General features: G+C 42.0%; 17 protein-coding genes, 1 pseudogene and 1 riboswitch. Of the genes and pseudogenes, 2 read left to right on the top strand and 16 right to left on the bottom strand.

Annotated elements, in window-relative coordinates; genetic code table 11:
• Nucleotides 1-311: 311 nt before the first annotated feature.
• The 8 genes from DEHRE_RS14600 to DEHRE_RS02120 form a co-directional block, all read right to left on the bottom strand.
• The gene (locus DEHRE_RS14600; protein ID WP_144284035.1) at nt 312-446 is read right to left on the bottom strand and encodes a hypothetical protein; all 135 of its coding nucleotides are present in this window, start codon (nt 444-446) and stop codon (nt 312-314) included.
• Nucleotides 447-465: 19 nt separating this feature from the next.
• A complete protein-coding gene (locus tag DEHRE_RS14745) occupies nt 466-612 on the bottom strand; it encodes a hypothetical protein (protein WP_019225177.1) in 147 nt (48 codons plus the stop codon).
• 260 nt (nt 613-872) lie between these two features.
• Nucleotides 873-1559, bottom strand: coding sequence for a hypothetical protein (locus tag DEHRE_RS02145; protein ID WP_025205187.1), 687 nt, complete (start codon nt 1557-1559; stop codon nt 873-875).
• Nucleotides 1560-1572: 13 nt separating this feature from the next.
• Complete coding sequence (locus DEHRE_RS14595) at nt 1573-1830, bottom strand: hypothetical protein (protein WP_144284034.1); 258 nt, start codon at nt 1828-1830, stop codon at nt 1573-1575.
• 368 nt (nt 1831-2198) lie between these two features.
• Nucleotides 2199-6203 carry an RHS repeat domain-containing protein gene (locus DEHRE_RS02135; protein WP_019225174.1) on the bottom strand — a complete coding sequence of 1335 codons (4005 nt, stop codon included), beginning with the start codon at nt 6201-6203 and terminating at the stop codon, nt 2199-2201.
• A gap of 266 nt (nt 6204-6469) precedes the next feature.
• Complete coding sequence (locus DEHRE_RS02130) at nt 6470-7051, bottom strand: imm11 family protein (RefSeq protein ID WP_019225173.1); 582 nt, start codon at nt 7049-7051, stop codon at nt 6470-6472.
• A 3-nt stretch (nt 7052-7054) separates the two neighbouring features.
• Nucleotides 7055-14794: a DNRLRE domain-containing protein gene (locus tag DEHRE_RS02125; RefSeq protein WP_025205186.1), complete on the bottom strand. Its 7740-nt coding sequence runs from the start codon at nt 14792-14794 to the stop codon at nt 7055-7057.
• Between the two features lie 340 nt (nt 14795-15134).
• Nucleotides 15135-16334, bottom strand: a complete 1200-nt coding sequence (locus DEHRE_RS02120; RefSeq protein WP_025205185.1) for a M23 family metallopeptidase — start codon at nt 16332-16334, stop codon at nt 15135-15137.
• A 238-nt stretch (nt 16335-16572) separates the two neighbouring features.
• Between DEHRE_RS02120 and DEHRE_RS02115 the strand changes: the two are divergent.
• Nucleotides 16573-17708: pseudogene (locus DEHRE_RS02115) on the top strand (Y-family DNA polymerase).
• On the opposite strand, the gene DEHRE_RS14895 reads toward DEHRE_RS02115, so the two are convergent.
• The 7 genes from DEHRE_RS14895 to DEHRE_RS02090 all read right to left on the bottom strand — a co-directional run bounded on the left by DEHRE_RS14895 (nt 17625) and on the right by DEHRE_RS02090 (nt 21330).
• Nucleotides 17625-17807, bottom strand: coding sequence for a hypothetical protein (locus DEHRE_RS14895; protein ID WP_162147876.1), 183 nt, complete (start codon nt 17805-17807; stop codon nt 17625-17627). The pseudogene DEHRE_RS02115 and the gene DEHRE_RS14895 sit on opposite strands and share 84 nt — an antisense overlap.
• Before the next feature lie 16 nt (nt 17808-17823).
• Nucleotides 17824-18315 (bottom strand): hypothetical protein, encoded by a 492-nt coding sequence (locus DEHRE_RS02110; RefSeq protein ID WP_144284033.1) that lies wholly within the window; start codon nt 18313-18315, stop codon nt 17824-17826.
• Between the two features lie 4 nt (nt 18316-18319).
• Complete coding sequence (locus tag DEHRE_RS15450; RefSeq protein WP_282432037.1) at nt 18320-18451, bottom strand: hypothetical protein; 132 nt, start codon at nt 18449-18451, stop codon at nt 18320-18322.
• A gap of 83 nt (nt 18452-18534) precedes the next feature.
• On the bottom strand, nt 18535-18849 hold the full coding sequence (locus DEHRE_RS02105; protein ID WP_025205183.1) for a hypothetical protein: 315 nt from the start codon (nt 18847-18849) through the stop codon (nt 18535-18537).
• Between the two features lie 27 nt (nt 18850-18876).
• Complete coding sequence (locus tag DEHRE_RS02100; RefSeq protein ID WP_025205182.1) at nt 18877-19638, bottom strand: hypothetical protein; 762 nt, start codon at nt 19636-19638, stop codon at nt 18877-18879.
• Nucleotides 19639-19652: 14 nt separating this feature from the next.
• The gene (gene dptF / locus DEHRE_RS02095; protein WP_025205181.1) at nt 19653-20123 is read right to left on the bottom strand and encodes a DNA phosphorothioation-dependent restriction protein DptF; all 471 of its coding nucleotides are present in this window, start codon (nt 20121-20123) and stop codon (nt 19653-19655) included.
• 784 nt (nt 20124-20907) lie between these two features.
• Nucleotides 20908-21330, bottom strand: a complete 423-nt coding sequence (locus DEHRE_RS02090) for a sigma factor-like helix-turn-helix DNA-binding protein (protein ID WP_025205180.1) — start codon at nt 21328-21330, stop codon at nt 20908-20910.
• Between the two features lie 556 nt (nt 21331-21886).
• Here DEHRE_RS02090 and DEHRE_RS02085 point away from each other — a divergent pair.
• Nucleotides 21887-22237, top strand: a complete 351-nt coding sequence (locus tag DEHRE_RS02085; RefSeq protein WP_025205179.1) for a helix-turn-helix transcriptional regulator — start codon at nt 21887-21889, stop codon at nt 22235-22237.
• 162 nt (nt 22238-22399) lie between these two features.
• Nucleotides 22400-22488: riboswitch (cyclic di-GMP riboswitch) on the bottom strand.
• Nucleotides 22489-22534: 46 nt separating this feature from the next.
• Here DEHRE_RS02085 and DEHRE_RS02080 read toward each other — a convergent pair.
• Entirely contained in the window at nt 22535-22771 is a 237-nt protein-coding gene (locus DEHRE_RS02080) for a hypothetical protein (RefSeq protein WP_144284032.1), read from the bottom strand.
• Nucleotides 22772-22786: the final 15 nt, after the last annotated feature.

The following is a 22786-nucleotide window of genomic DNA, read 5'->3' as shown; positions in this document are numbered from 1 at the left end:
AGATAAGTGAACAAGTAAGTGATAGGATTTGATGTTTGCTGTTTAACCGTGAGGTTGAACCCGTTGAGCTGGTCGGTTGCTGAATACATGCTTTGTCCTGTAGGCTAGCTGATTTTGGATACATCTGTCCCGCTGCCGTCTCTTTCGGTGAAGGTAGCCAATCTGCCCGTACCGTCATAGTCGGGGTCGTATTCACCTGTCTTGGTATCACTGCTGTTAAAGAGTTCTTCTTTGGTGGTCTGGCCTTCAATGTGTATTCAAAGGTGTATTTGGGGCCGTTTAAGATTTTGAGGAAGTCCAGGCCGGAGTATTCATACCCAAGGGTTATTTATACTGTCTCCCGCGTTTACTTTCCCTGTCAGCCTACCGGACTCGTCATAGACGTATTCGGTCGTTTCGTCATTGGCCGGCTGGCTCAAGTTGGGTTTGACTGTCTCTTTGACCATATTGCCGTATTTATCGTATTCAAAGTGTTTTATAGACAGAAGTTGTCCTGTTTACCTGGATTTCCACCTCTTCCACATTACCGTTGCCGTCCTGGGTAATCTCAGTAGGTTTAATGACATAGACGTACTTGGTCCAGTATTTGGTTTTGGGTTTGGGTTTGGTCATTGGACTAAGGAGCGTTCCCACCGTTAAGAGTGCCGGACTCGTTTGCTTTGATTTAAGAAATAAATATTGAAATCTCTTGAATTTATTAGGGAGGCTATCTGCAGCAAAGAAAGGCTCTCACTATACCCCCGGGAGTATGTCTAGTTAAAAAAAGAAGAGCCAAGCTAATTTTGGTCTTGACCCTTTTGCCTCATGATTTAGCCGGATTTCCACCACCAAAAACTCATGCAGAATTCAAAAAATGAAGTGTCTTGATAGTACTAAATTGATTGTAACTTTAAATTTTGACGCGTTTTTAATACAAATTGTTTCAATGTTTTTTCCACTAAGTCTGGACAATTTATTATTAACTCTCGCATATTTTTTGATAATTCTTTAATTCCGACCGCCCATGGACGACTATCATCTACCAAGACTTGTTCTAAGTTCCTTAATTCCTGTGTTCCTAATTCAAGTTCATTTTGATATAAATAACTAAATGCAAGGTATTGTTTCTTGACGAATTTTGGAAGCCCCAATATCAAGGACTGATCATCCGCATAACCGGCTTGAATGAATTCAACAATCCCTCGTGGAGTTCCTGTCTCTTGAAACCAGTTTAAGGCATTTTTTTCTAGTAGTTCCTTAATTTCTTTTAAGGTCTGCTCTAATTGGTGTTCCGTCTTTCCATAGGGCCATCGTTCACTCATGTTTACCTTAAATTTACTAATTCGATTCCCAAAACTTAATACTATATTCTCAGAGGGGACATAGAGTGGCTGAATAGCAATGTCACAGGCCAATCCGCTAAGCCCTAAGTCAAAGTAGATGGTATGAAGAATGTCTCCCCGTATTCTCACAAGGATACCATTTTTAAGAAAGGTAAAACCATTTTCTTTAGCAAAATCTGTGAAGGCTTTTTTAATTAGTCCATAGACGTTCTTTTTGTTAATTAATTCCTGATTCATTTTCCACTCTCCATTATTTAATCATAAAAACTGGAACTATATCAGGTAAGTGTGATTGTATTTGTGAAATTCTTTGTGCCGACAGATTTGCACTGCCAGTCTTGAAATCATAAACTGCTTTTAAAGTGTTGTTTGCATTATATTCTAGCACGTCTAATCGAACAGAGCCACGAGTTCCTCTTGCAACCTCTAAGGCATTTTTAAAAGAAACCTCCGTCCTTAAAAGTGGATTGTTTAGAGCTTGTACTCCTTTTTCAAACGCTGTAATCAAAGTGCAATCACAATCAAAGGGACAGGTTCCTTGATTGAAAAAGGAAGAGAGTCGGTCCTCCCGAGGAGAATCAACTCTCTCTTTAATTGTGACCGATTTTACCTGCCTTTGATCAGAAAAATAGAGTCTAAATTTTAAATGATTTAAATTCTCATTTAAGAAAACTTGACAAATAATAATTTTACATTGGATAGTTTTTACATGACATGCAAATGCATTTTATTTTACTTTCGTTAAAACCTAATATGCGTTTAATCAAAATAATTTCTTCAGGTTTTTTTATTTTTTCAATTTCGAAATTAATATCAAGACATTTTCCGTTATCAATTTCTCTTTGAAAGATTGGACAAAAATACTTGTTTTTCATACTATCTACTCTCCGCTAACGCTTTTATAACTAATGGACCAAAGTCACTTTTAGCCCATACAGTTACCAGTTGTCCATTTTTATTCATTATTATTGTAGCATTCTCGGATATATACGCAAATCGTTCTCCACCCCATTGAGAAAGTGTTACTTGTGGATTTCGGACTGTATTTATTATAGTGTTTGGTGATACCCCTCTATTAATAGCTTGCTGTACCGGATGGCTTGATGCCATACCGCTGATTTTATTTATTGGGGCTTTTTCAATTACTGTCCCAAGCTTGCCATAAACAGTTCCGACATTTGATGCTACTCTTTGCGTATTCCGAGCAACTGCTGCCGTTGTTCCACCAACAGCTCCTGCTAAGAGTGCACCCCCTCCGGCCATAACTGCTCCCGTCGAGGCCGTTGCACTTCCTGCTAACAATACTCCAGCTGCAGCTCCAGCGCCAAGTCCAATTAATCCACCGGCTGCCGCTCCTATCAATGCACCTTTTTTCCAATCACCACCATTATTATAAGCTACAATACCACCAATAATACCGCCAGCTACTGCTCCAATTCCTCCAGTAATTAACATGAATACTTGTCCGCTTGGGTCAACACAGTTTACTGGATCTCCGCCACAATAAGCATATCTGTTTAAAGTCTGAATGTTACCTGGGTTCCCAAGCACATTATCCTTCGTCAAAAACCTGCCGATTCCTGCCTCGTAGTACCTGGCATTGAGATAATATAATCCGGTTTCTTTATCGAACCTGTATCCTGCATAAGTGTAGGTATGGTTAAATGCTGAATCGGCTGAAATGTTTACTGAATTACCCGTTCCATCCTTTACACTTAATATATTCCCATAAGGATCGTAAACGTATTCCCTGAATATATTTCCGTTGCCGTCCGTTACGGCAATTACGTCTCCGTGAACGTTGTAATGGTAATAATACCAGGTGTTGGATCCGGGATTATTAATATTGTAGTTCATGCTTACCGCCAGCGGCCGGCCGCTCGGCGAGTTAATATACAGAGCATGCAGGATATTATCTGCATCGCCGCTCTTGGTCTCGTACAAGACTCCGCCGTTCGCATAGTGATAAGTGATCGTACTGCCGCCTGTCGTTTTGGTCAGTCTCTGTCCCTGGGAATCGTAAGTGTAAGTCGCTATTGTCTGATTGCTGCCATCCTTGACTTCGATTAGCCTGTTGGCTTTGTCGTAGACATAGTTATACGTTACTCCCTTGACCACAGCACTGGTAAGGTTACCGCTGTTGTCATAGACAAAGCCGGAAGTGGTGATCTGGTTATCGTCGTTATATGTGAAGGTTTGGTTCTGGACACTGCCTCCGATTAACAGATCCATGTCCAGAATATTGCCCCTCGAATCATAGGAATAGTCGAAGGTGTAATTATTGGAACCAGACGTGATTTGGGCCTGGGTCAGGCGGTTGAGCTCTTCAGTTCCGTTATTGTAAGTGTAAGTGGCGCTCGGGCTTCCCGCACCCTGACCGGTTATAGCCGTAATCCTACCGTCACTGTCATAGGTGTAAAGGCTTGACCATTTGGCGGAAACACCGGTTGTTGTGTTATTTCCATTCGTACTTTTAGTAATGTTGTTAGTCTTGCTCTCAATAACCTGACCGGCATCGTTGTACTTGTATTCGTCACCGGTGTTATTGGGGTTTACTCTGGATTGGAATAATCCGCCTTCGTTGAAGTAGAGATTAAATTGCTTGCCTGCGGCTGTGATGGTCTTGACCAGATTGTTGCTTAAATAAGTGAACAGGTAGGTGATCGGATTCGATGTTTGCTGTTTAACCGTAAGATCAAACCCGTTCAGCTGGTCAGTCTGGGAATACATGCTTTGTCCTGTGGGCTGGCTTATTTTGGAGACCTCAGTACCGCTTCCGTCTTTTTCGGTTAGCGTAGCCAATCTGCCCATACCGTCATAAGTGTAGCTGAATTCACCAATCTTAGTATCGCTGCTGTTAAAGAGTTCTTCCTTGGTTACCTGTCCTTCAAGGTTGTAATCAAAGGAATATTTTGGACCGTTCAGGATTTTCAGGATGTCCAGACCGGAATATTCATAGCCTAACGTTACGCTGGAATTGGTCGGACTGTCTCCGGGATTGACTTTCCCCGTCAGCCTGCCGGACTCGTCATAGAGATATTCGGTCGTTTCGTCATTGGCCGGCTGGCTCAAGTTGGGTTTGACTGTCTCTTTGACCATATTACCGTATTCGTCATACTCGAACGAATTTTTGTAGACAGATGTTGTCCCGTTCTCCTTGATCTCTACGTCCGTGACATTACCGTTGCTGTCCTGGGTATAAGTCGCCGTGTTTCCGGCATTATCCGTGACTGTCCGCAAGTTTTCCTGACCGTCGTAGGAGAATTGGGTAACTTCACCCGTAGGGGTCGTGACCTGGGTTGCCTGGCCGTAACTGTCATTGACATAGTTTATTTCCTTACCAAGCTGGTTGATGGCTTTGGTAACATAATTGTTGTTTGCGTCATATTCGTTTCGAGTAGTTTGGACACCGTTACTAAAACGAATATTATCAAAATAAACTTTACCGGAAGCATTCTTCATTTCCAGCCTAACCTTGAAGAAGCCATTCTGAGTAGTCTGGGTAGACTTAACTACATAGACGTACTTGGTCCAGCCGCTGTCTTTGGTAATTAGTTTGGTGGCAAAGTCGTTAAGGGAAGTACCTGATTCATCGTAATAGTAGATATGCACCCAGGCACCGCCATCGGTCCCCAGATTATCGAAGTCGGTCTTTAAGAGACCGCTTAAGCTATAGGACTGGCCCTTTCTCACCGGGATGACGGTCTGGGACTCTACATAGGAAGTTCCTGTAGTAGTGGAACGCTGGATCTTCAAGCTTTTGGTCCCGGAATATTTGTCTTCCGTGGTAATACTGGAATTGCCATCGGAGGCGGTCCATTTGGTCATGTCCCGTTCGAAGGAGGAATTTTCTAAAGAGTTATAGTCTCTGGCCTGGGAACTTTTTTCAAACTGGATGTTATCGAAGTAACCGTCAAAGCCGGTATAGGCAATGGCCATGACTTTGGCATAGACGGCATTGGTTGGAGGGGTAAGGGACATGCTGTAGCGTTTCCAGTCCTGAGTCTGGTTAATAACGAAACAGCGATCCTGTGCTATTTCGGTATAGCTTGAGTCAAACCAGTAAACATGGAGACGGACGCCATCCGTGCCTGAACCCTCTGCTTTAATGTCCCCGCTCACAATAAAATTTTCACTTGTTCCGGTTAGCGCAATATAATCTGTCCACTGGTAAGCACTCGCATCTGTTCCCGGATTAATATGCAGGACATGGCTGCCGCCATAAGGCGCTGTGGGATCATATTCAGCCTGGTTGACCCTGCCGTTTGGACTTGATTTGCTCCAGCCGGTCGGCTGGTAGACCGCTCTTAAGCTCTGATCGAAGTTAAGTTTGTACGTGCTGCTGCTGTCAGTGCCGGTGGGCTTCATCAGATTATATGAATCCTGGATCGCCGTATCCGTTCTGGCGATATTGGAAATTCTTAAGTCGTCAATTAGTCCGTCCAGGTAACGGATATCCACCGTAGACTGCCTGCCGACCATCGGAGTCTGAGACAAGCTGATATTTAACGTAGCGGGGGTAGTGGTTTCCTTGACTCCGTTGACAAAGATGGAAAGGCCACTGGCGTTCCACCTTCCGGCCACATGGTACCAGGTGTCTTTTTGAGCTGTGGTGGTGGAGATCGCTTTGACGACGCTGCTTCCCGTCCCCGCCTGGGTATAGAATTTCCCATACTGGTCGATTGCCAGCAGAAGGCCGTTGTTTCCTGTACCGGCGACATCGGTAATCATCTGGATACTATTGCTGGTGGAGCTGTCATAATTCCGTAACGGTTTGACCCAGGCTTCAATGGTACCCTGGGAAGCCGAAAACAATCCCGAAGGAAGGGTAAGTGTTTCCCCGCTGCGGGAAGAGTTGGCATAGGAAGTCGCATAAGGCAAGTTTTCCAGCTGGGGCCTGGCTGCCTGAAGTGTAACGCCCGAAGGGAGGTTGGCAAATTTGATGTATTTCTAACGAGGATCTGGTCTAGCTGGCTGTAAATATTCTGGTTACAGGATCTCCACCACTTACCAGCAATATTGACAGTACCCTCCAGCTAAAAAAATAATACCCTATTCTAATTGGAAGAGTAGATTACAAGAAAAAAGTCCCCTGGATTTTTCAGTTTCCAGGGGAACTTGTCTGTTTATAGAAACCTTATGAGATTTTATATAATTTTAACTTCTAAAAAATCACATCCTGTAATTTTGTTAATTTCCAATTGTTCTTTTACTACTTGGGATACAAAAGATGCAAATTTACTATTTTGTAACCTAACAATATGGAAACCATTTAATTTTTCTTTGCTTAAGGCATATTTTATTATTGTTAAATACTTTTGTCCCCTGGCTTCAATTTCTGTATAAGTGGAATGAGTTAAATCTAGGGCATCGGACAGGGAAATAATATTAAGAACTGAAAATCCCTCTAATTTTTTACCAGTATTCTTTTCAACTATTTTAACTGGCAAAAACTGTACTTCTGACACTCCAATATTTTTTAATATATCTTGAAAATCTTGTGATATTAAAAACCATCCTAAATTATTAGCTAATAAATCTGTAGGTTTAGTACCTTCTTTAGAATTATAGTAGAATGTAAAATTACTATTCCAATCATCAAAGTACTTTCCCTCATTTAAATCATATTGTTTTACTTCATATTTTTCTAGAAAATCTTCTTCTGAAGTACATACAATATCTTCTTTTTTGCTTCTTTCATCATCAAACATTATTTTGTAATATCTCACTTTTTATTTCCTCCAATAGCTTTTATATAGCATCTCAGGATTATTAATAACATTTTGTTTTAATCCATTGAACAAGTCTAGAAATAATACTTTATCTCCATTTGCTATATTATCAAATCCTCTAATGTTATCAAGCATAAAGTCATGATATGCATTAGGATGCCTACCTTGATGTGGTAATAGTTCTTTATTCCATGTGCCATTTAAATCTAATCGATATTTATTAGTTATTTCTTGAAATTGAGGAGAATAGCTCTTGCTTTTATTACTTAAGAAGTGGTGTTCCTGAAGAGGTTTGGTTGCAGTAGAACCTTTTGTAACACCTTTACTCGCATCAACAGCATTATCAACTCTACCCGTCGACTTAACAACATCGACAACTCCGTCAGCTTTGTTTAATAACTTGCCAACTTTGACAACATACGAACCCGGAACAAAAGGTAAGAATGCCGCTCCTATATCCCAAGCTAAATATCCTGCATTAGCCCAGCTTGAATCATTCCAAAATTCTGTTGCACTCCACCCAATACTGGCAATATCTAACGCTGTTTCAAACCAAGAACCGGACGGATCAACAAAATTGACAGGATCTCCACCTGTATAGCTATATCTGTTAAGACTGATCAGATAGTCCTTCGTCAAAAACCTGCCGATTCCTGCTTCGTAGTACCTGGAGTTGAGATAATACAATCCGGTTTCTTTATCGAACCTGTAGCCTGCATAAGTGTAAGCATGGTTGAAGGCTGAGTCGGCAGAAATAGTTACTGCCTGGCCGCTGCCATCCTTCACACTTAATATATTCCCATAAGGATCGTAATCATATTCCCGGAAGACATTTCCGTTGCCGTCCGTTACGGCAATTACGTCTCCGTGAGCGTTGTAATGGTAATAATACCAGGTGTTGGAGCCGGGATTGGTGATGTTGTAGTTCATGCTTACTGCCAGCGGTTTGCCGTTGGGTGATTTGACGTATAGCGCATGCAGGATGTTGTTGGCATCTCCGCTCTTAGTCTCGTACAAAACCCCGCCGTTCCCATAGTGGTAAGTGATGGTGCTGCCGCCGGTTGTTTTTGTAAGTCTTTGACCTTGGGAATCGTACGTGTAAGTTGCTATAGTCTGATTACTGCCATCTTTGACCTCTATCAGCCTGTTGGCTTTGTCATAAACGTAATTATACGTTACCCCCTTGACGACAGCACTGGTCAGGTTGCCGCTGTTGTCATAGACAAAGCCGGAAGTGGTGATCTGGTTGTCGTCGTTGTAACTGAACGTCTGATTCTGGATGGTTCCACTGATTAACAGATCCATGTTCAGAATATTGCCCCTCGAATCATAGGAGTAGTCGAAGGTGTAGTTATTGCTGTCATAAGTGATTTGGGCTTGGGTCAAACGGTTCAATTCTTCGCTGCCATTATTATAGGTGTAAGCCGCACTCGGGCTTCCCGCACCCTGACCGGTTATAGCCGTTATCCTGCCGTCGCTGTCGTAGGTGTAAAGGCTTGACCATTTAGTGGAGACAGTGGTCGTTGTGTTGTTTCCGTTAATGCTTTTGCTAATATTATTGGTCTTGCTTTCGATGACCTGACCGGCATCGTTGTACTTTAATTCATCACTGGTATTATTCGGATTTATGATAGAAGAGAAGCGACCGCTTTCATCGAAGTATAGACTGAACTGTTTACCTGCGGCTGTAATGGTTTTGACAAGATTGTTGCTTAGATACGTGAACAGGTAAGTTATTGGATTTGATGTTTGCTGTTTAACCGTCAGATCAAACCCGTTCAGCTGGTCCGTTGGGGAATACATGTCCTGTCCCGTAGGCTGGCTGATTTTGGAGACCTCAGTACCGCTTCCGTCTTTTTCGGTGTAGGTGCTGAGCCTGTCCATACCGTCATAAGTGTAGCTGAATTCCCCGATCTTGGTATCGCTGTTGTTTAACAGTTCTTCCTTGGTTACCTGGCCTTCCAGGTTGTAATCGAATTTGTATTTGGGGCCGTTCAGGATCTTCAGGAAGTCCAGGCCGAAGTATTTATACCCAAGGGTAACGCTGGGGTTATTTACGCTGTCTCCGGGATTAACCTTACCTGTCAGCCTGCCGGATTCGTCATAGAGGTATTCGGTGATTTTGTCATTGGCCGATTGGCTCAAGTTGGGTTTGGCAATCTCTTTGACCATATTGCCGTATTCGTCATACTCGAACGAATTCTTGTAGACCGTTGTTGTCCCGTTCTCCTTGATCTCTACGTCCGTGACATTGCCGTTGCTGTCCTGGGTATAAGTCGCCGTATTTCCGGCGTTGTCCGTAACCGTCCGCAGGTTTTCCTGTCCGTCGTAGGAAAATTGGGTAACTTCACCCGTAGGGGTCGTGACCTGGGTTGCTTGACCGTAGCTGTCGTTGACATAGTTTATTTCCTTACCAAGCTGGTTGATGGCTTTGGTAACATAATTGTTGTTTGCGTCATATTCGTTTCGAGTAGTTTGGACACCGTTACTAAAACGAATATTATCAAAATAAACTTTACCGGAAGCATTCTTCATTTCCAGCCTAACCTTGAAGAAGCCATTCTGAGTAGTCTGGGTAGACTTAACTACATAGACGTACTTGGTCCAGCCGCTGTCTTTGGTAATTAGTTTGGTGGCAAAGTCGTTAAGGGAAGTACCTGATTCATCGTAATAGTAGATATGCACCCAGGCACCGCCATCGGTCCCCAGATTATCGAAGTCGGTCTTTAAGAGACCGCTTAAGCTATAGGACTGGCCCTTTCTCACCGGGATGACGGTCTGGGACTCTACATAGGAAGTTCCTGTAGTAGTGGAACGCTGGATCTTCAAGCTTTTGGTCCCGGAATATTTGTCTTCCGTGGTAATACTGGAATTGCCATCGGAGGCGGTCCATTTGGTCATGTCCCGTTCGAAGGAGGAATTTTCTAAAGAGTTATAGTCTCTGGCCTGGGAACTTTTTTCAAACTGGATGTTATCGAAGTAACCGTCAAAGCCGGTATAGGCAATGGCCATGACTTTGGCATAGACGGCATTGGTTGGAGGGGTAAGGGACATGCTGTAGCGTTTCCAGTCCTGAGTCTGGTTAATAACAAAACAGCGATCCTGTGCTATTTCGGTATAGCTGGTGTCAAACCAGTAAACATGGAGACGGACGCCATCAGTTCCTGAACCATTGACTTTAATATCTCCGCTCACAATAAAGTCGTCTACTCCCGTAAGCGCGATATAATCCGTCCACTGGTAAGCACTTGCATCCGTTCCAGGATTAATATGCAGGACATTACTGCCGCCATATGGCGCTGTGGGGTCATATTCAGCCTGGCTGACCCTGCCGGTCGGACTGGATTTGCTCCAGCCAGTCGGCTGGTAGACCGCTCTTAAGCTCTGGTCGAAGTTAAGTTTGTACGTGGTGCTGCTGTCAGTGCCGGTGGGCTTCATCAGATTATATGAATCCTGGATCGCCGTATCCGTTCTGGCGATATTGGAAATTCTTAAGTCGTCAATTAGTCCGTCGAGATAGCGAATATCCGTACTCGACTGCCTGCCGACCATCGGAGTCTGAGACAAGCTGATATTTAAAGCACTGGGGGTAGTGGTTTCCTTGACTCCGTTAACAAAGATGGAAAGGCCACTGGCGTTCCATCTTCCGGCCACATGGTACCAGGTGTCTTTTTGAGCTGTGGTGGTGGAGATCGCTTTGACGACGCTGCTTCCCGTCCCCGCCTGGGTATAGAATTTCCCATACTGGTCGATTGCCAGCAGAAGGCCGTTGTTTCCTGTACCGGCGACATCGGTAATCATCTGGATACTATTGCTGGTGGAGCTGTCATAATTCCGTAACGGTTTGACCCAGGCTTCAATGGTACCCTGGGAAGCCGAAAACAGTCCCGAAGGAAGGGTAAGTGTTTCCCCGCTGCGGGAAGAGTTGGCATAGGAAGTCGCATAAGGCAAGTTTTCCAGCTGGGGCCTGGCTGCCTGAAGTGTAACACCCGAAGGAAGGTTAGCGAATTTAATGCCTAATCCGATCGCGGATTTAGTCTGGCTGGCTGTAATGGTCCAGGTAAATTTCTGCCAGGAGGTTGTCAGAGAAATATTTTGATTCGTCCCTTGATAGAAGCTCCAGTCTGAATTAGTGAAATAGGCCGCGGTCGTGCCTGTCCAGTTTTGGCTCGCTTTTAGGTACATAGAGACCGTATATGACTGACCGGAAGTTATGGAATAGGGATAGTAATCATAAAGGTAGGTCTCCGTGCTGTTGGCGTTGACCCCGGCATAGACCTTGCCGTAATTGGGATCATCGGTCTGGGTTTCGGAGGACCAATACGATCTTGCTCCCCAGTGGTTCCATTTGGTCCAGTCCGTGCTGGCCCCGCCGCCCTGGGTATCGATCAGGTTGGTTGTCGCTTTTTCAATGGTCAGCGCCTGTCCGAATTTTCCTGTGGCATAGCGGGGTTCATTGGTCCCAACCAGCAGGCCGTCCAGAGTATATGCCGAAGATGAACGGGCAAAGGTAGGAGCGGCAATCGAATCATAGCCGGTTTCAAAGTTGTTGTTTAAGATCCGGTTATCCGCTACTCCGATGGTATTGGATTCTTCTAACAGGTTACCGTAGGTATTATAGATATATGCCTTGGAATTTAGAGATTGGTCAATACTGGTTACTCCTGTAAGGTTGACAGGGTCCCAGGTCGTTGCAACTTGTTGGCTGTCCGGAAGGGTAGTTTTCTGGAGATGGTTATAGTAGTAATCATGGCTGGTTTGGCGATCCAAAGGATCCTTGGCATTTGTCATGTTGCCGACGATATCATAGGTGTAGGTATATCCATTTCCGTCACCGCCAGTTTTTGAATGTTCGGGCGTAATCAATGAACGCAGGCGGTCAGAGGTGTCCCAGCTCATGATGGTCTTGGCTTGCTTGTCCTTGACATCGTTCATGATAAGAATAGGGTTGCCCCATTTGTTGTTCTGGTATTTAACCTGTTCTCCCGAAGGGGAGGTCACTAAGGTAGTCTGGGTAGTGCTTTCGGTATAATTCCAGAAATCGGTATGGCCGAAGAATTTGGAACCGCTCGGAGCGTTTCCTTCTTCAAGCTGAGCACCATCAAAATAAGCAATTCCTCCGAAGTGGGTAGCGTCATGATCAATTTCCATATAGACTTGAACATATTGCGTGGTTCCGGACGTCGTGAAAGTAAGTCTGCTGTCCGTCCAGTCGTTTGTGCCTGTAATACCTGGTCTATTATCAGTCCATGAAATGTGGTTCTGATTTGCATCAAGCTGGCGGACATTGAGGAATGCCCTGCCGTTAAGGCCGCTGGTCTTGATGAAAGAAGAAAAAGTATATTGCTGGTTAGGCTTAACTTTTACCTGTTGGTAGGCATATAGGTAGCTCGTTCCGCTGGTTCCGCTTTTAAAAACACTTTCTATCTTGACACTGTCATTGTCATAGAAGTGATTTGTTGCATCCTGGGTAACGGAACCGTTATCCTGGTCAACATATTCGTCCCAGAGATATGGATCATTGCCTCCGTTTAAATCTTCAAAGCTGGGGTTGCCCAGCATATTGACTGCGCCGATGCTGACCGTTTGGTTGCTGCTGTTATATTGCAAATAAATTGGCGTTCCGTTTTTATCTACCGCTTTAATAATGACGCCATTATCCCATTCATAGCTTACAGACTTGTCCCCTGTAACTGCATCTTTATAGGTTACCTTTGTCAGGTTGCCGCTGCCGTCATAACTGTAAGTGACTTTTTGGGCGCCGCCAGGCTCCTGGATGCTTGTGGCCCGGCCGTTCGCGTCAAGATTAATCGTTACTTGGCGGTTTGATGGGTCTGTGATCACAACCGAGGAAGCATTCCAAGTAAGTGAAGTGGTATTGCCTTTGCCGTCTTTTAATTGAATTAGTTTTCCGCTGCTGTTGAAGGTGGCGCTTGGCAGTTCAGCTTTTAAAGTGTACTGTGATTTGTCGATAATTCCTGGATTGGTATAGGCTTCCTGGAGAGTAAATGTTCCATCTCCGTTTTTATAAAGCTGCATGGGGTAGTTGGTCGGCGCGATAAAAGTTTGTCCATCGCTTGCCCACAGGAAAGGCCGTTCCGCTCCGGATGAATCCACCAGGACACGGCCCCAGGTTTCGTATTGAAGCTGCATATCAAGATTGGAAAACAATTTATTGCCGAAGATTCCGGTTAAATTGCTCCGGCTGTTATAGGTCCGGCTTACCGCAATAGGGATCCCTCTGCCCGGAAGTGAATAATCCATTGATGACGAAAGAAAATTACCGCTCATCGTATTCACAGAACCCCATGGCGTGTTAGCATAGCCCCAGTAAGGATTCAATCCCAGGGGATCGGTGATATAGGTAATTTTCAATCCTGGAATATTGGAACCGTTATTGCTGGTATAGAAACGACTAGTAGGGTTTCCTTCCTGATTGTTCATTAGCATGAAACCAGCATTGGAAAACTCACTTGCGTACCAACCCTTGACAATTGACCAGACATTGAAGTCCACCCAACCAGTATGACTACCAAGGACATGGGTAATTGCAGTAGGGGTTTTCTCATTGGTCAAATCAATATCGTTATATTTGTTAGCCCAGGTTACGCTGCCAACACTCCAGCCGCTTTTAATACGGGCCACAAGAAAATCATCATCGTAGGCCGTAGTTGTGTTTTTATAGGTTCGAAACACGGCATCAGTAACGATTGATCCGCTTGGAATGGATGGCAGGTTAAATTGAACAAGAGAACGGGTACGGCCTTGATTAGTCGAATCATAGCCCGAATACATATTAATGCTGTTATAGTCCTGGGTACCATAGTTTTCAAGGATATAGGTATCTTGGTTCACAGAAGCACTTTCGTCATATACCGTAACTATCGGGTCAATTTTTACCGGGTAGGATCTTGCTGGATCGCTTAGCCAATTGTAATCAGCAATGACATTAAGCTGGCAGGTATCCTCCCCGGTGCTTTTCAGCTGGAAAGTTACATCCAGGCTTTTTTCGCTATTGCTGTCGATCATATAAGGTTTGGGTATTGAAAATTTTATTTCCCCAGGGGTTTTGCCGTTGCTGGCAGTAAAAAGCCCAATACTTCCGTCATCTTGAAGCTTGGGGGTAAGTCCACCTGTCTTTAAGTTAAATGTGAAATAGTTGGATGTGCCCGGTGCTTTTAAAATGATATCTTCTTTTACCCCATCCGGCAGTTGGGTATACTCAAGATCAACTCCGGAATACACTTCAGGATAGGTAACCGTATTCTCTTTTTTCACCAAATTCACATTATTGGGATTGTCGATTCCCCAAGATACGGAATACAACTGTCTGTTCTGTATGGATACAAGATAAGGTGCTCTGGAATTATTCGCAAACCTGGTTTTAAAGGAATTAGCTTCGTTTTGCAGCGAAAAACCTTGTTCGTTTGACGGAACAAGCTTATTAGAAATGTCTTGCCATTTCTCGTTCGCATCTTTGTAATGGACCGGTTCTAAGGACACTTCGGCTGTCCTGCTGCCGTCATCATTTAAGTAGTGCTTGGTATGCTGGTCTCTCAATTCTGTGAGTTCCAGCAATTGATGAACTTCTTTTTTGCTGGTAAAATCCGGTTGTGCACCATTCTGCTGGACTTGTGCTTCAGTCTCTGAAGCAGCAAATGCTGCTTGAGGCAGGATTCCTGTGAAAAAAAGAGTAAGGATTAGTAATGTTGAAATTAATTTTGAACTAAGCCTTTTCATGCATTTCCTCCCATGTAAAAAAAATTATATTTAGATGCCATATTAAAAATAGCTTAAAATATTGTTTTTTCTTTATAATATTTTTGGAAATAGAGTTAATATTTCTTATTTAATTGGTAAATTATTTATATCTAAGGAATATATAAATATAAATTAAATAATAATTGGCTTAACAAGCATATATTGTTTGATTCTACAATAATTACCTTTGACTTTTATATAATGTTAAAACTTCCAAGACATTTTTGGACCTAAATTATTTAAACATTAGGCAAAATTTAAAGGAGATCTCTGTTAAAGATCTCCTAATTGTTAATTCATATTTATTATTTAATTAATCTCATTTGCTTGTTGAAAGATAATTTATTGGATTTACTGCTTTACTGTTAATCATGATTCCGAAATGAAGATGAGGACCGGTTGATCTTCCGGTAGATCCGACATATCCGATTATTTGACCCTTGGTTACCTTTTGCCCTTTAGTGACTAATAGTTTGATACTATGCCCATAACGGGTTACTACTCCGTCTCCGTGGTCGATTAAGATCATATTGCCGTAGATATCGTGCCAACCGGCATAAATAACTGTTCCTGAGTTTACAGCCTTAAAAGGCTGTCCGGTTTCACCGGCGATATCGATCCCGCTATGAAATTCTCCATGCCTATTGCCATAATAAGATGTGATAGGGCCATTTAAGGGCCAGATCAATCCGGAGATTGATCCTGATCCGTGCGATGTGTTATTCGCTATGGATTCAGGGTCATATTCCTGATTTTTAACTACTTGTGTTCCCTGCTCTATTATCTGGACCACTGGTTTTACCAGGATATTTTCTTTGATTTTTTCCTGCGATATGATTTTCCCGTTTTTTTCAACGTAGGAATAGGTAACCTCTTTTTCCCCATCTTCGCCAAGATCTTTGATGATTCTTACTCCTTTGGCCAGCTGGTTGTTTGTTTTGGATTCGACTTCGAATGGGATCACTTCTTTGCTTACCATTTGTCCTATGGTAACTACGGTAAGATAAGGAGTTATTTTATTCAGTTTTATAACCTGCCCGGCTGGGAGAAAGGTTTCTTCCGTTAATCCCGGGTTTGAAGCAAGGATTTCCCCAGTAGACATACCGTTTTTTTGAGCGATCAGCCAGATGGAGTCGTTTTCATCGACTGTGTAGCTGATTGCAGATCGTTGTCCCTGGACCAAAATATTATATACTTCATCGACAGTCTTTATTTCAGAGGGTTTAACATTGGTAAGCACCTTTTCAACTGTCTCATCAAAGTCACTGGAAGTGATTATCCAGCCTTCGGTAGGTTTCGTTTGTAAGTTTTTATACTTATCTAAAACTTGATCGATATTTTCTTCGTTTGGCAGAATAGCAAGTACTTTGCCATTAATACTTAATCCATATCCAGGGACCAAAGGCGAAACATAATTCTGTACTTCTGCTACAGTCACTTTGGTAGAAGTAAGATAAATAGCCCCTCCGAGCAGGATTAATGTAAATATTAGAATTTTAAGTTTAGTCCATTTCTTCAAATAGGTCCCTCCTTGCAGCTTATGCAAAAAACAATTCACCTATCTAAAATTACATAAATAGCAGGATTAATCCTTAGTGGATTAATGGGTTAATGTCCATATTTTCTATTTACAAGCAAATATTAGGATATTTTTAAGCCTTAAAGTGTTGGCATCTTTACCGCTCCACCGGACCTCTGATACGTCAGTTAGTTCAAAAAAAAGTGGCTAAAACAATTACTACTCTTACAACGGAGGAATGCACACCTTGACAAAGCACTATATAATTGTTTTGACAAAATCGATTCCGGCAAAAAAATTTGGAATCCAAACGGGCGAGAGTATTTTTTCAGCTCATGTGAAATGCCCGGATCTTGTTATTGTCCCACCCAATTATCAGCTTTTCATGCAATGCAGTTCCGCACTCGGCCATGTACTAAGGCAATATTCCTCAGTGGTCGAACAATACTCGATTGACGAATATTTCTTGGACTATACTCATTCTATAGGGCTGTTCGGTGACCCGGTTAAGGCAGCTCATTTGATCAAGGATCGTATTAGATCTGAACTCGGGTTTACTGTAAACATAGGGGTTTCGTCGAATAAATTATTGGCCAAGATGGCCGGTGAGCTAAAAAAAACCGATATGGTCCATACCTTGTTTCCGGATGAAATTCCTGCGAAAATGTGGCCACTCCCTATAGAAGAATTGTTTATGATCGGCAGCGCTACGGCTAAGAAATTCAAAAGCAGACTTATCTACACCATAGGGGATTTAGCCAACAGTGATCCCAAGGATATAAAGCTTTTTCTCAAAAGCCCTGGAATGCTGGTTTGGAACTATGCCAACGGATATGATCTCTCACCGGTACGTGAGAATCTACGTATTGTCATAAAAGGCATTGGAAATTCATCGACTATTGCTTTCGATATTGACGATCGGGAGACCGCTCATTTAGCATTGCTCTCGTTAACTGAAACCGTGGGAGCCAGGCTCCGGCAAGCTGAGTACTGTGCTCAGGTTATTTCTGTTTCCTTAAGAACAAATGAATTTTATTCCTGCTCCCATCAAAAAAAATACACACCCCAACAGACTGTACGAATACAATTCATGCGGCGGTGTGTGAGCTATTCGACGAATTGTGGCAAGGGCAACCGATTCGGCATTTAGGCGTCAGAGTATCTAAACTTTCGACGAACGATTTTGTCCAGCTTTCTCTCTTCCAGAAAGCCGTCGAAAAGCAAAGTTCACTCGATAGGATCGTAGATAATATTCGATCACGATTTGGACCCCGTTCAATTATTCGTTCCTCATTTCCGCATAACGCGCTTAGCCCCATGACGGGTGGAACCGTTGCCGATGAGGAATATCCCATGATGTCCAGTCTGCTTTAAGGAGGATATTTGACTGAAGATACTCATAAAATCGATTGAAATAGTCACCCGTTTTTCATAGGATGGTATCCCGCACCCCGTGAAGTATGTAGTGGTCAACGATATCACCCTCCTGTTATTTTGAACCATTATCACTGCCCATGGGGCCTGTTATATTAAACTTAGCCTGGAGTAGATCCGTCAGGCTGGTAACTTTACTCTTTTCAGGCAGCTCATCCGTTTTTTGCGAGGATTGAATGTTGGATTCAAACGTCATGAAATAGTCTATCGGATTCGGATTGGTATAGATATCTTTCAACGCTCTTTGGGTAATCACCTTTGTTTGGTCGCTTGAATCAAGCTGAATGTAGCGAAAAAGTTTAAATATCGCTTCCTCTAAGTCTCCTACTTTTTTCTCCAGGTTCTCTTTATCGCTTTTTAATTTGGCGATTTCCTTTTCACGATGTTTCAGCTTATTTGAAAGAGTGTTGACTCTGTCTATCAGCTTGTGCGCTAAATCCTCAAGCGATTTGAGGTTGCTTATTAATTCTTCTTTCTTCCGCCACTTCTTTTCGATCAGGCCCTCCACATCGGGTACGCTGATGGCTTTCCCCTCAGGGAGGGACACTTCCCTAGTCTGAGCTTTCCATCGTATTTTTAAGGTGACCTATTTCTTGTTTAAGACCACGCATGGCGGTCATAATCTTTTCTTTAGTTTTTCCCTTGAGATGCTCTTCATAGTAGCCTTCCGGGCTAATCATCATAGTAGACCGCCTCCTTTACTCGCTTCCTGTCTTTATTTCATTGCCATCAGAAAGCCAATTCAGAAATTCTGATATTCATTTGATCACATAGCCGTCGTATCGTATCCGAATTTTTTAAGTCTATCCCTACAAAGCATCCGTTCTTCGTCAGAAAATAAAGTTACATACTCAGACTTTAAAACAAGAGCTTCAACAGATAAATCTAGTCGTTTATTTTCCCATAATACTTCGAAGCCATATGTGCCGCCCTCTTTTGCTATGAGTTGTTTAGCCGCCTGAAGGCCTCCCTTTTGAGACACTAATTGCATAAAACGCGATGCAGTGTAGCCAATATCTCTTTTTGCAGTAAAGTAAATATTCTTCATGTCATCATTAATTTTATTTTCAATCGGTCCCATGGCTGTACTCCTTTATATGTAAATCATTTATAAGCCCTTGTTATCGAGCATTTCGAGAATATCACTTGCTGATAAGCCGGTATCCCTTATTACAACATTTGCAAAAGATTTAGCTCCCGGTCGGCAATTGTAACTTCCGGTTAATATCGCATTACAACCTTCCCTAAGCTGCGCCCACGACTGGCTTTTCTTAGTTCTTATTTGTTTTATGATATTCCAGACCTCATTATCGCTATCATCATCAGAATTTGCAGAACTATTTATCTGGTTGTTCTGTTCGACCAAGTTATGTCCTTTTTTACTTAACAAAATCGGTGGTCTGCCATCTCTAAGCGGATGATGCAGCTCAGGATTTTCACCAAGTTCTTCACCTGTAACAATGCATTTATTCACAGCCTCTCTGCAAGTTGCCCGAGCGGTGCCACCAAGAAGGTATCTATCTGTTGATTGTGATTCTGCGGAAACCCATTGTTTAAGCGCATTTAAAAGAAGTGAAAACACCCGAAAATCATCTAGCAATAATTCCTTCATATGCGGTGGCAATGGATTCGCTTCAAGAAACTCCTTTACCGGGCCATCTTCACTAGCCATTTCGATTGCCATTTGGTTTAAAACGCCACCTATTTCATCCAATATATTTGCAAATACATCACGTGGTATTTTGACATTAAGAATATCGAGGCCTTGTTCATTTATTAAGCGCTCATAATAAGCAATGTATTCGGACATTATATTCACTTTTTCTGGTTTTGATAAAGCTATTTCACTTTTATATCTTTTATAAGACATCCCATCACCTTCATTTAACGTATTTTGTCTATCAAAGCAAAAATATAGGCATTATTTCTCGACTTTCTACTAACCTCATGCCGTACTCCTACTTCTCCATTAACCCAATTGCCTTCAACATCAATTCTTTCATCCGAAAAATCATCTAAAAATTCATTTAATGTTTCAAGCGAAGTCTTGGTTGGTTGGAAGCTTTCTGTAGCATCATTGTGAATATTGAATTTGTTTAGTAAGTCCGGATGAGTATTTTTAAGATATGCGATTATATGTGACTTTCCATCACCCACACCACCACAGTAATATGAGTTGCGGTTTTTCTGATTGAATTGCTTTTTTAGTAGTTCTAGCAATTCATCTTCAACTGGTCTCTTAATGTGCATATATTCATTAAAATCACTAAAATAATCAGTGTTTTCTACAGCTTCCCTAGATGATTCTTTTAATCTCTTAAGATATTCGATTCTGCAAGTGTGTTGCTCCGACAATTTAGTCACCCCCAAAGCTCACATCCATTATTTCACAGCAGCTCGTTTGTCGTATTTCTTAATAATTTCAGAGATTCGATATCACACAGATTTATTATAAATCAGCGTAAGCATTTTTATTGAACCTCCGAATATTTGTCATTTTTATATCTTTGTCTGGCAAAATTGACTATTTGTGTAACAATTCTCCTTATCTTCCTCATATCCTGTCTAATGCTAGAGAAAACTCAAAATCTTATAACAATTAAAAAGGTCAAAATATAACCGCCATCCTTGCGGATTAGCGGTCAAAACTTTTATGCTTAAACACTGCACATATTTTATCAATCTGATTTATTTCAATCCATTTAGTATCTTGCATATGGTCACCGGTCTTATACCGGCGAGCTCCGATAAGACTTCTGCTTCATTTTATGTTTTCCGAGTAAATTGGACAACTTGATTCTAACAATGTCCTGATGCAAACTCCAATATTTTTTGGTTTGATTGTACAAATAAGCGTAACAAAAATCCGTTCGTTAAACTGTCGGCCTTCTCTCATTGTAAATACTCGCTTAAGCTGGCCGAAACCCATCTGGCTTTCGTGTGAACGAGCCAAAATGAGTAACAACGAGCACAGCAGATGGTAGCCCATTACAAATATACATTACAAGAGCGAAACAGCCGATGATTAGTGTTGGAAATCAACGGATCCAACGGAAATAGCATGATTTGTATTCTCAAGCCTTACGGTGAGGTCCTCGCAAGTCTGTATCAACAGATTTTCAGCCGTTTGTTTCCTCCTTTACAAATTGCTTATTAAAAACTTTTCTATATTTTTTAGCGCCTGATTTATCGAATGGGATACTCTACTTTTGCCAACCCTTTCAATCCTGGCGATTTGTGCTATGCTCATATCCAGAAAGAAATGAGCATAAAGGCGCTTTGCTTGCTTTTCTGGCAACCTGTTTATAGCGGCATACAATTCTTGATTGCTCAGTTTTCTTTCATAGACTTCCTCCGGAGATAAGACCAGTAAGACTACATCTTTTTCAATACCATCGTCAGCATCAAGAGAATAATACGCCTTGTGTATACGCCTTCGTTCATAATCTGCATGGTCCTTTCGGTTATACTGTCTGAGTAAATCCGCAACCTCCTCAGTTACTTCAACAAAAAGATCAGGTATATCAACCGAATAGTAATTCCGCAAATTGATTCTTGCCATAATATAACCCTCCGTTTCGGTTTTTTAGGTAGAAAACCAAAACAGAGGGAGGCGAGCGGCAACCGGAAAAAACACCTCTTTTACAGCAAAAAACACCCAATTGGATACAGCCCAAATGAGCGTTTATGAATTTCAGATTCTTATTTTTAGGTTCTGACAGTTCTATATGAAGGCTAAACTTTCCCCTTGTGCATTGGAGACTTTTTTTAACAATTCATTATTAAAATTTGAAGCAAGCATAAATACTGATGTATGCTTCATCACGCCAAGCCGCTAATTATAAATAGCGGCTGGTCTTTTTGCCGCATAATGCTTTGGCATAAAAAAACACCCCGCTGAACACGAATTCAGAGGGGTACCGGTAATTAAGCATGAAAATATCCCCGCCAAACTCACGTTTTTTTTATTAGCGGGTCCACCTGACATATTTAATTATTGCCAATCCATTAATGCGATCTCTTAATAAAATGTGTTCTGCTAGTTCCTGTATAAATAGATGCAGTAACTCGTTTTTTCATTCAAACAGGAACTGTAAACTGATATTGGAGGTGAACTAATGAATCACAATGATTTTGACAGACTGGGCGGGATTATTAAAACTGCCCGCAAAGCAAAAGGCCTTACACGCGACCAGTTATCGGAACGGATACATATAACGCCGCGCTACCTTATGTCCATTGAAAATGAGAATCAAAAACCCAGCTATAAAATTCTTTTTCAAGTCATTCGGGAACTAAAGATATCTACGGATACGATCTTTTTCCCAGAAAATAAATGCACGAATACTGAAAGAGAACAGTTGATCCCGCTTCTTAGTTTGTGTGATGAGCGTGACCTTAGAATTGTGACGGCTATGGTGAAAACTCTACTGGAAACGAAACAGCATATTACGAATAAGATTTTTTAACTGTTTTCTGTTGTAAGCAAAACTATTTGCATCATGTACATACTACATAGTTCAGTTATACCTTGTAATAAAAATTGTCATACTAATGCAATAGAATTAAAACTCTTCCTTATCGTCCTAACAAAAAAAATAGCCGCATAAAAGGGCTAAGCAATATGCCTCGACGGCAACCCGGCTGTCATAGCACCAAAAAATGCCTTAGATCCGCGGCTTTGCGTCCCTGCCTTTAGGCAGGTTTGCCCTTTTCGTTTCCATATTCAAAATAACATGAAGCAACAGCGCACTGTGCTGTACGTTTTATTTTTTCTGGTTGATATAATTCCCCCTAAAGGTTTTATATACAATTGTTTTGCTATCCGGCGAAATGATCATTCCGGCAGGACGGGGTAAATCCTTGTCCCTAACAACATAGGAATTTGTGGCAACATCATAGACGCACAAGCATACTGTTTCTTCAGTTGTACTTCCCCATTCTTCCCAATCAATAGGTTTTTCAGTTGCTGCCGCTATGATCCAGTGATGTTGAAATCTCATATCAGCATGATCGGT

This window comes from Dehalobacter restrictus DSM 9455, from assembly GCF_000512895.1.
GTDB lineage: Bacteria > Bacillota > Desulfitobacteriia > Desulfitobacteriales > Syntrophobotulaceae > Dehalobacter > Dehalobacter restrictus.
The sequence above is the reverse complement of the archived record's forward strand: the minus strand, read 5'-3'. Positions and strand labels throughout refer to the sequence as shown.

What these genes read in the sequence shown, in the direction of transcription:
- DEHRE_RS14600 (WP_144284035.1), bottom strand. Translation starts at nt 446, where the DNA reads ATGGTCAAAGAGACAGTCAAACCCAACTTGAGCCAGCCGGCCAATGAC.
- DEHRE_RS14745 (WP_019225177.1), bottom strand. Translation starts at nt 612, where the DNA reads ATGACCAAACCCAAACCCAAAACCAAATACTGGACCAAGTACGTCTAT.
- DEHRE_RS02145 (WP_025205187.1), bottom strand. Translation starts at nt 1,559, where the DNA reads ATGAATCAGGAATTAATTAACAAAAAGAACGTCTATGGACTAATTAAA.
- DEHRE_RS02125 (WP_025205186.1), bottom strand. Translation starts at nt 14,794, where the DNA reads ATGAAAAGGCTTAGTTCAAAATTAATTTCAACATTACTAATCCTTACT.
- DEHRE_RS15450 (WP_282432037.1), bottom strand. Translation starts at nt 18,451, where the DNA reads ATGATGATTAGCCCGGAAGGCTACTATGAAGAGCATCTCAAGGGAAAA.
- DEHRE_RS02105 (WP_025205183.1), bottom strand. Translation starts at nt 18,849, where the DNA reads ATGGGACCGATTGAAAATAAAATTAATGATGACATGAAGAATATTTAC.
- DEHRE_RS02100 (WP_025205182.1), bottom strand. Translation starts at nt 19,638, where the DNA reads ATGTCTTATAAAAGATATAAAAGTGAAATAGCTTTATCAAAACCAGAA.
- DEHRE_RS02090 (WP_025205180.1), bottom strand. Translation starts at nt 21,330, where the DNA reads ATGGCAAGAATCAATTTGCGGAATTACTATTCGGTTGATATACCTGAT.
- DEHRE_RS02085 (WP_025205179.1), top strand. Translation starts at nt 21,887, where the DNA reads ATGAATCACAATGATTTTGACAGACTGGGCGGGATTATTAAAACTGCC.
- DEHRE_RS02080 (WP_144284032.1), bottom strand. Translation starts at nt 22,771, where the DNA reads ATGAGATTTCAACATCACTGGATCATAGCGGCAGCAACTGAAAAACCT.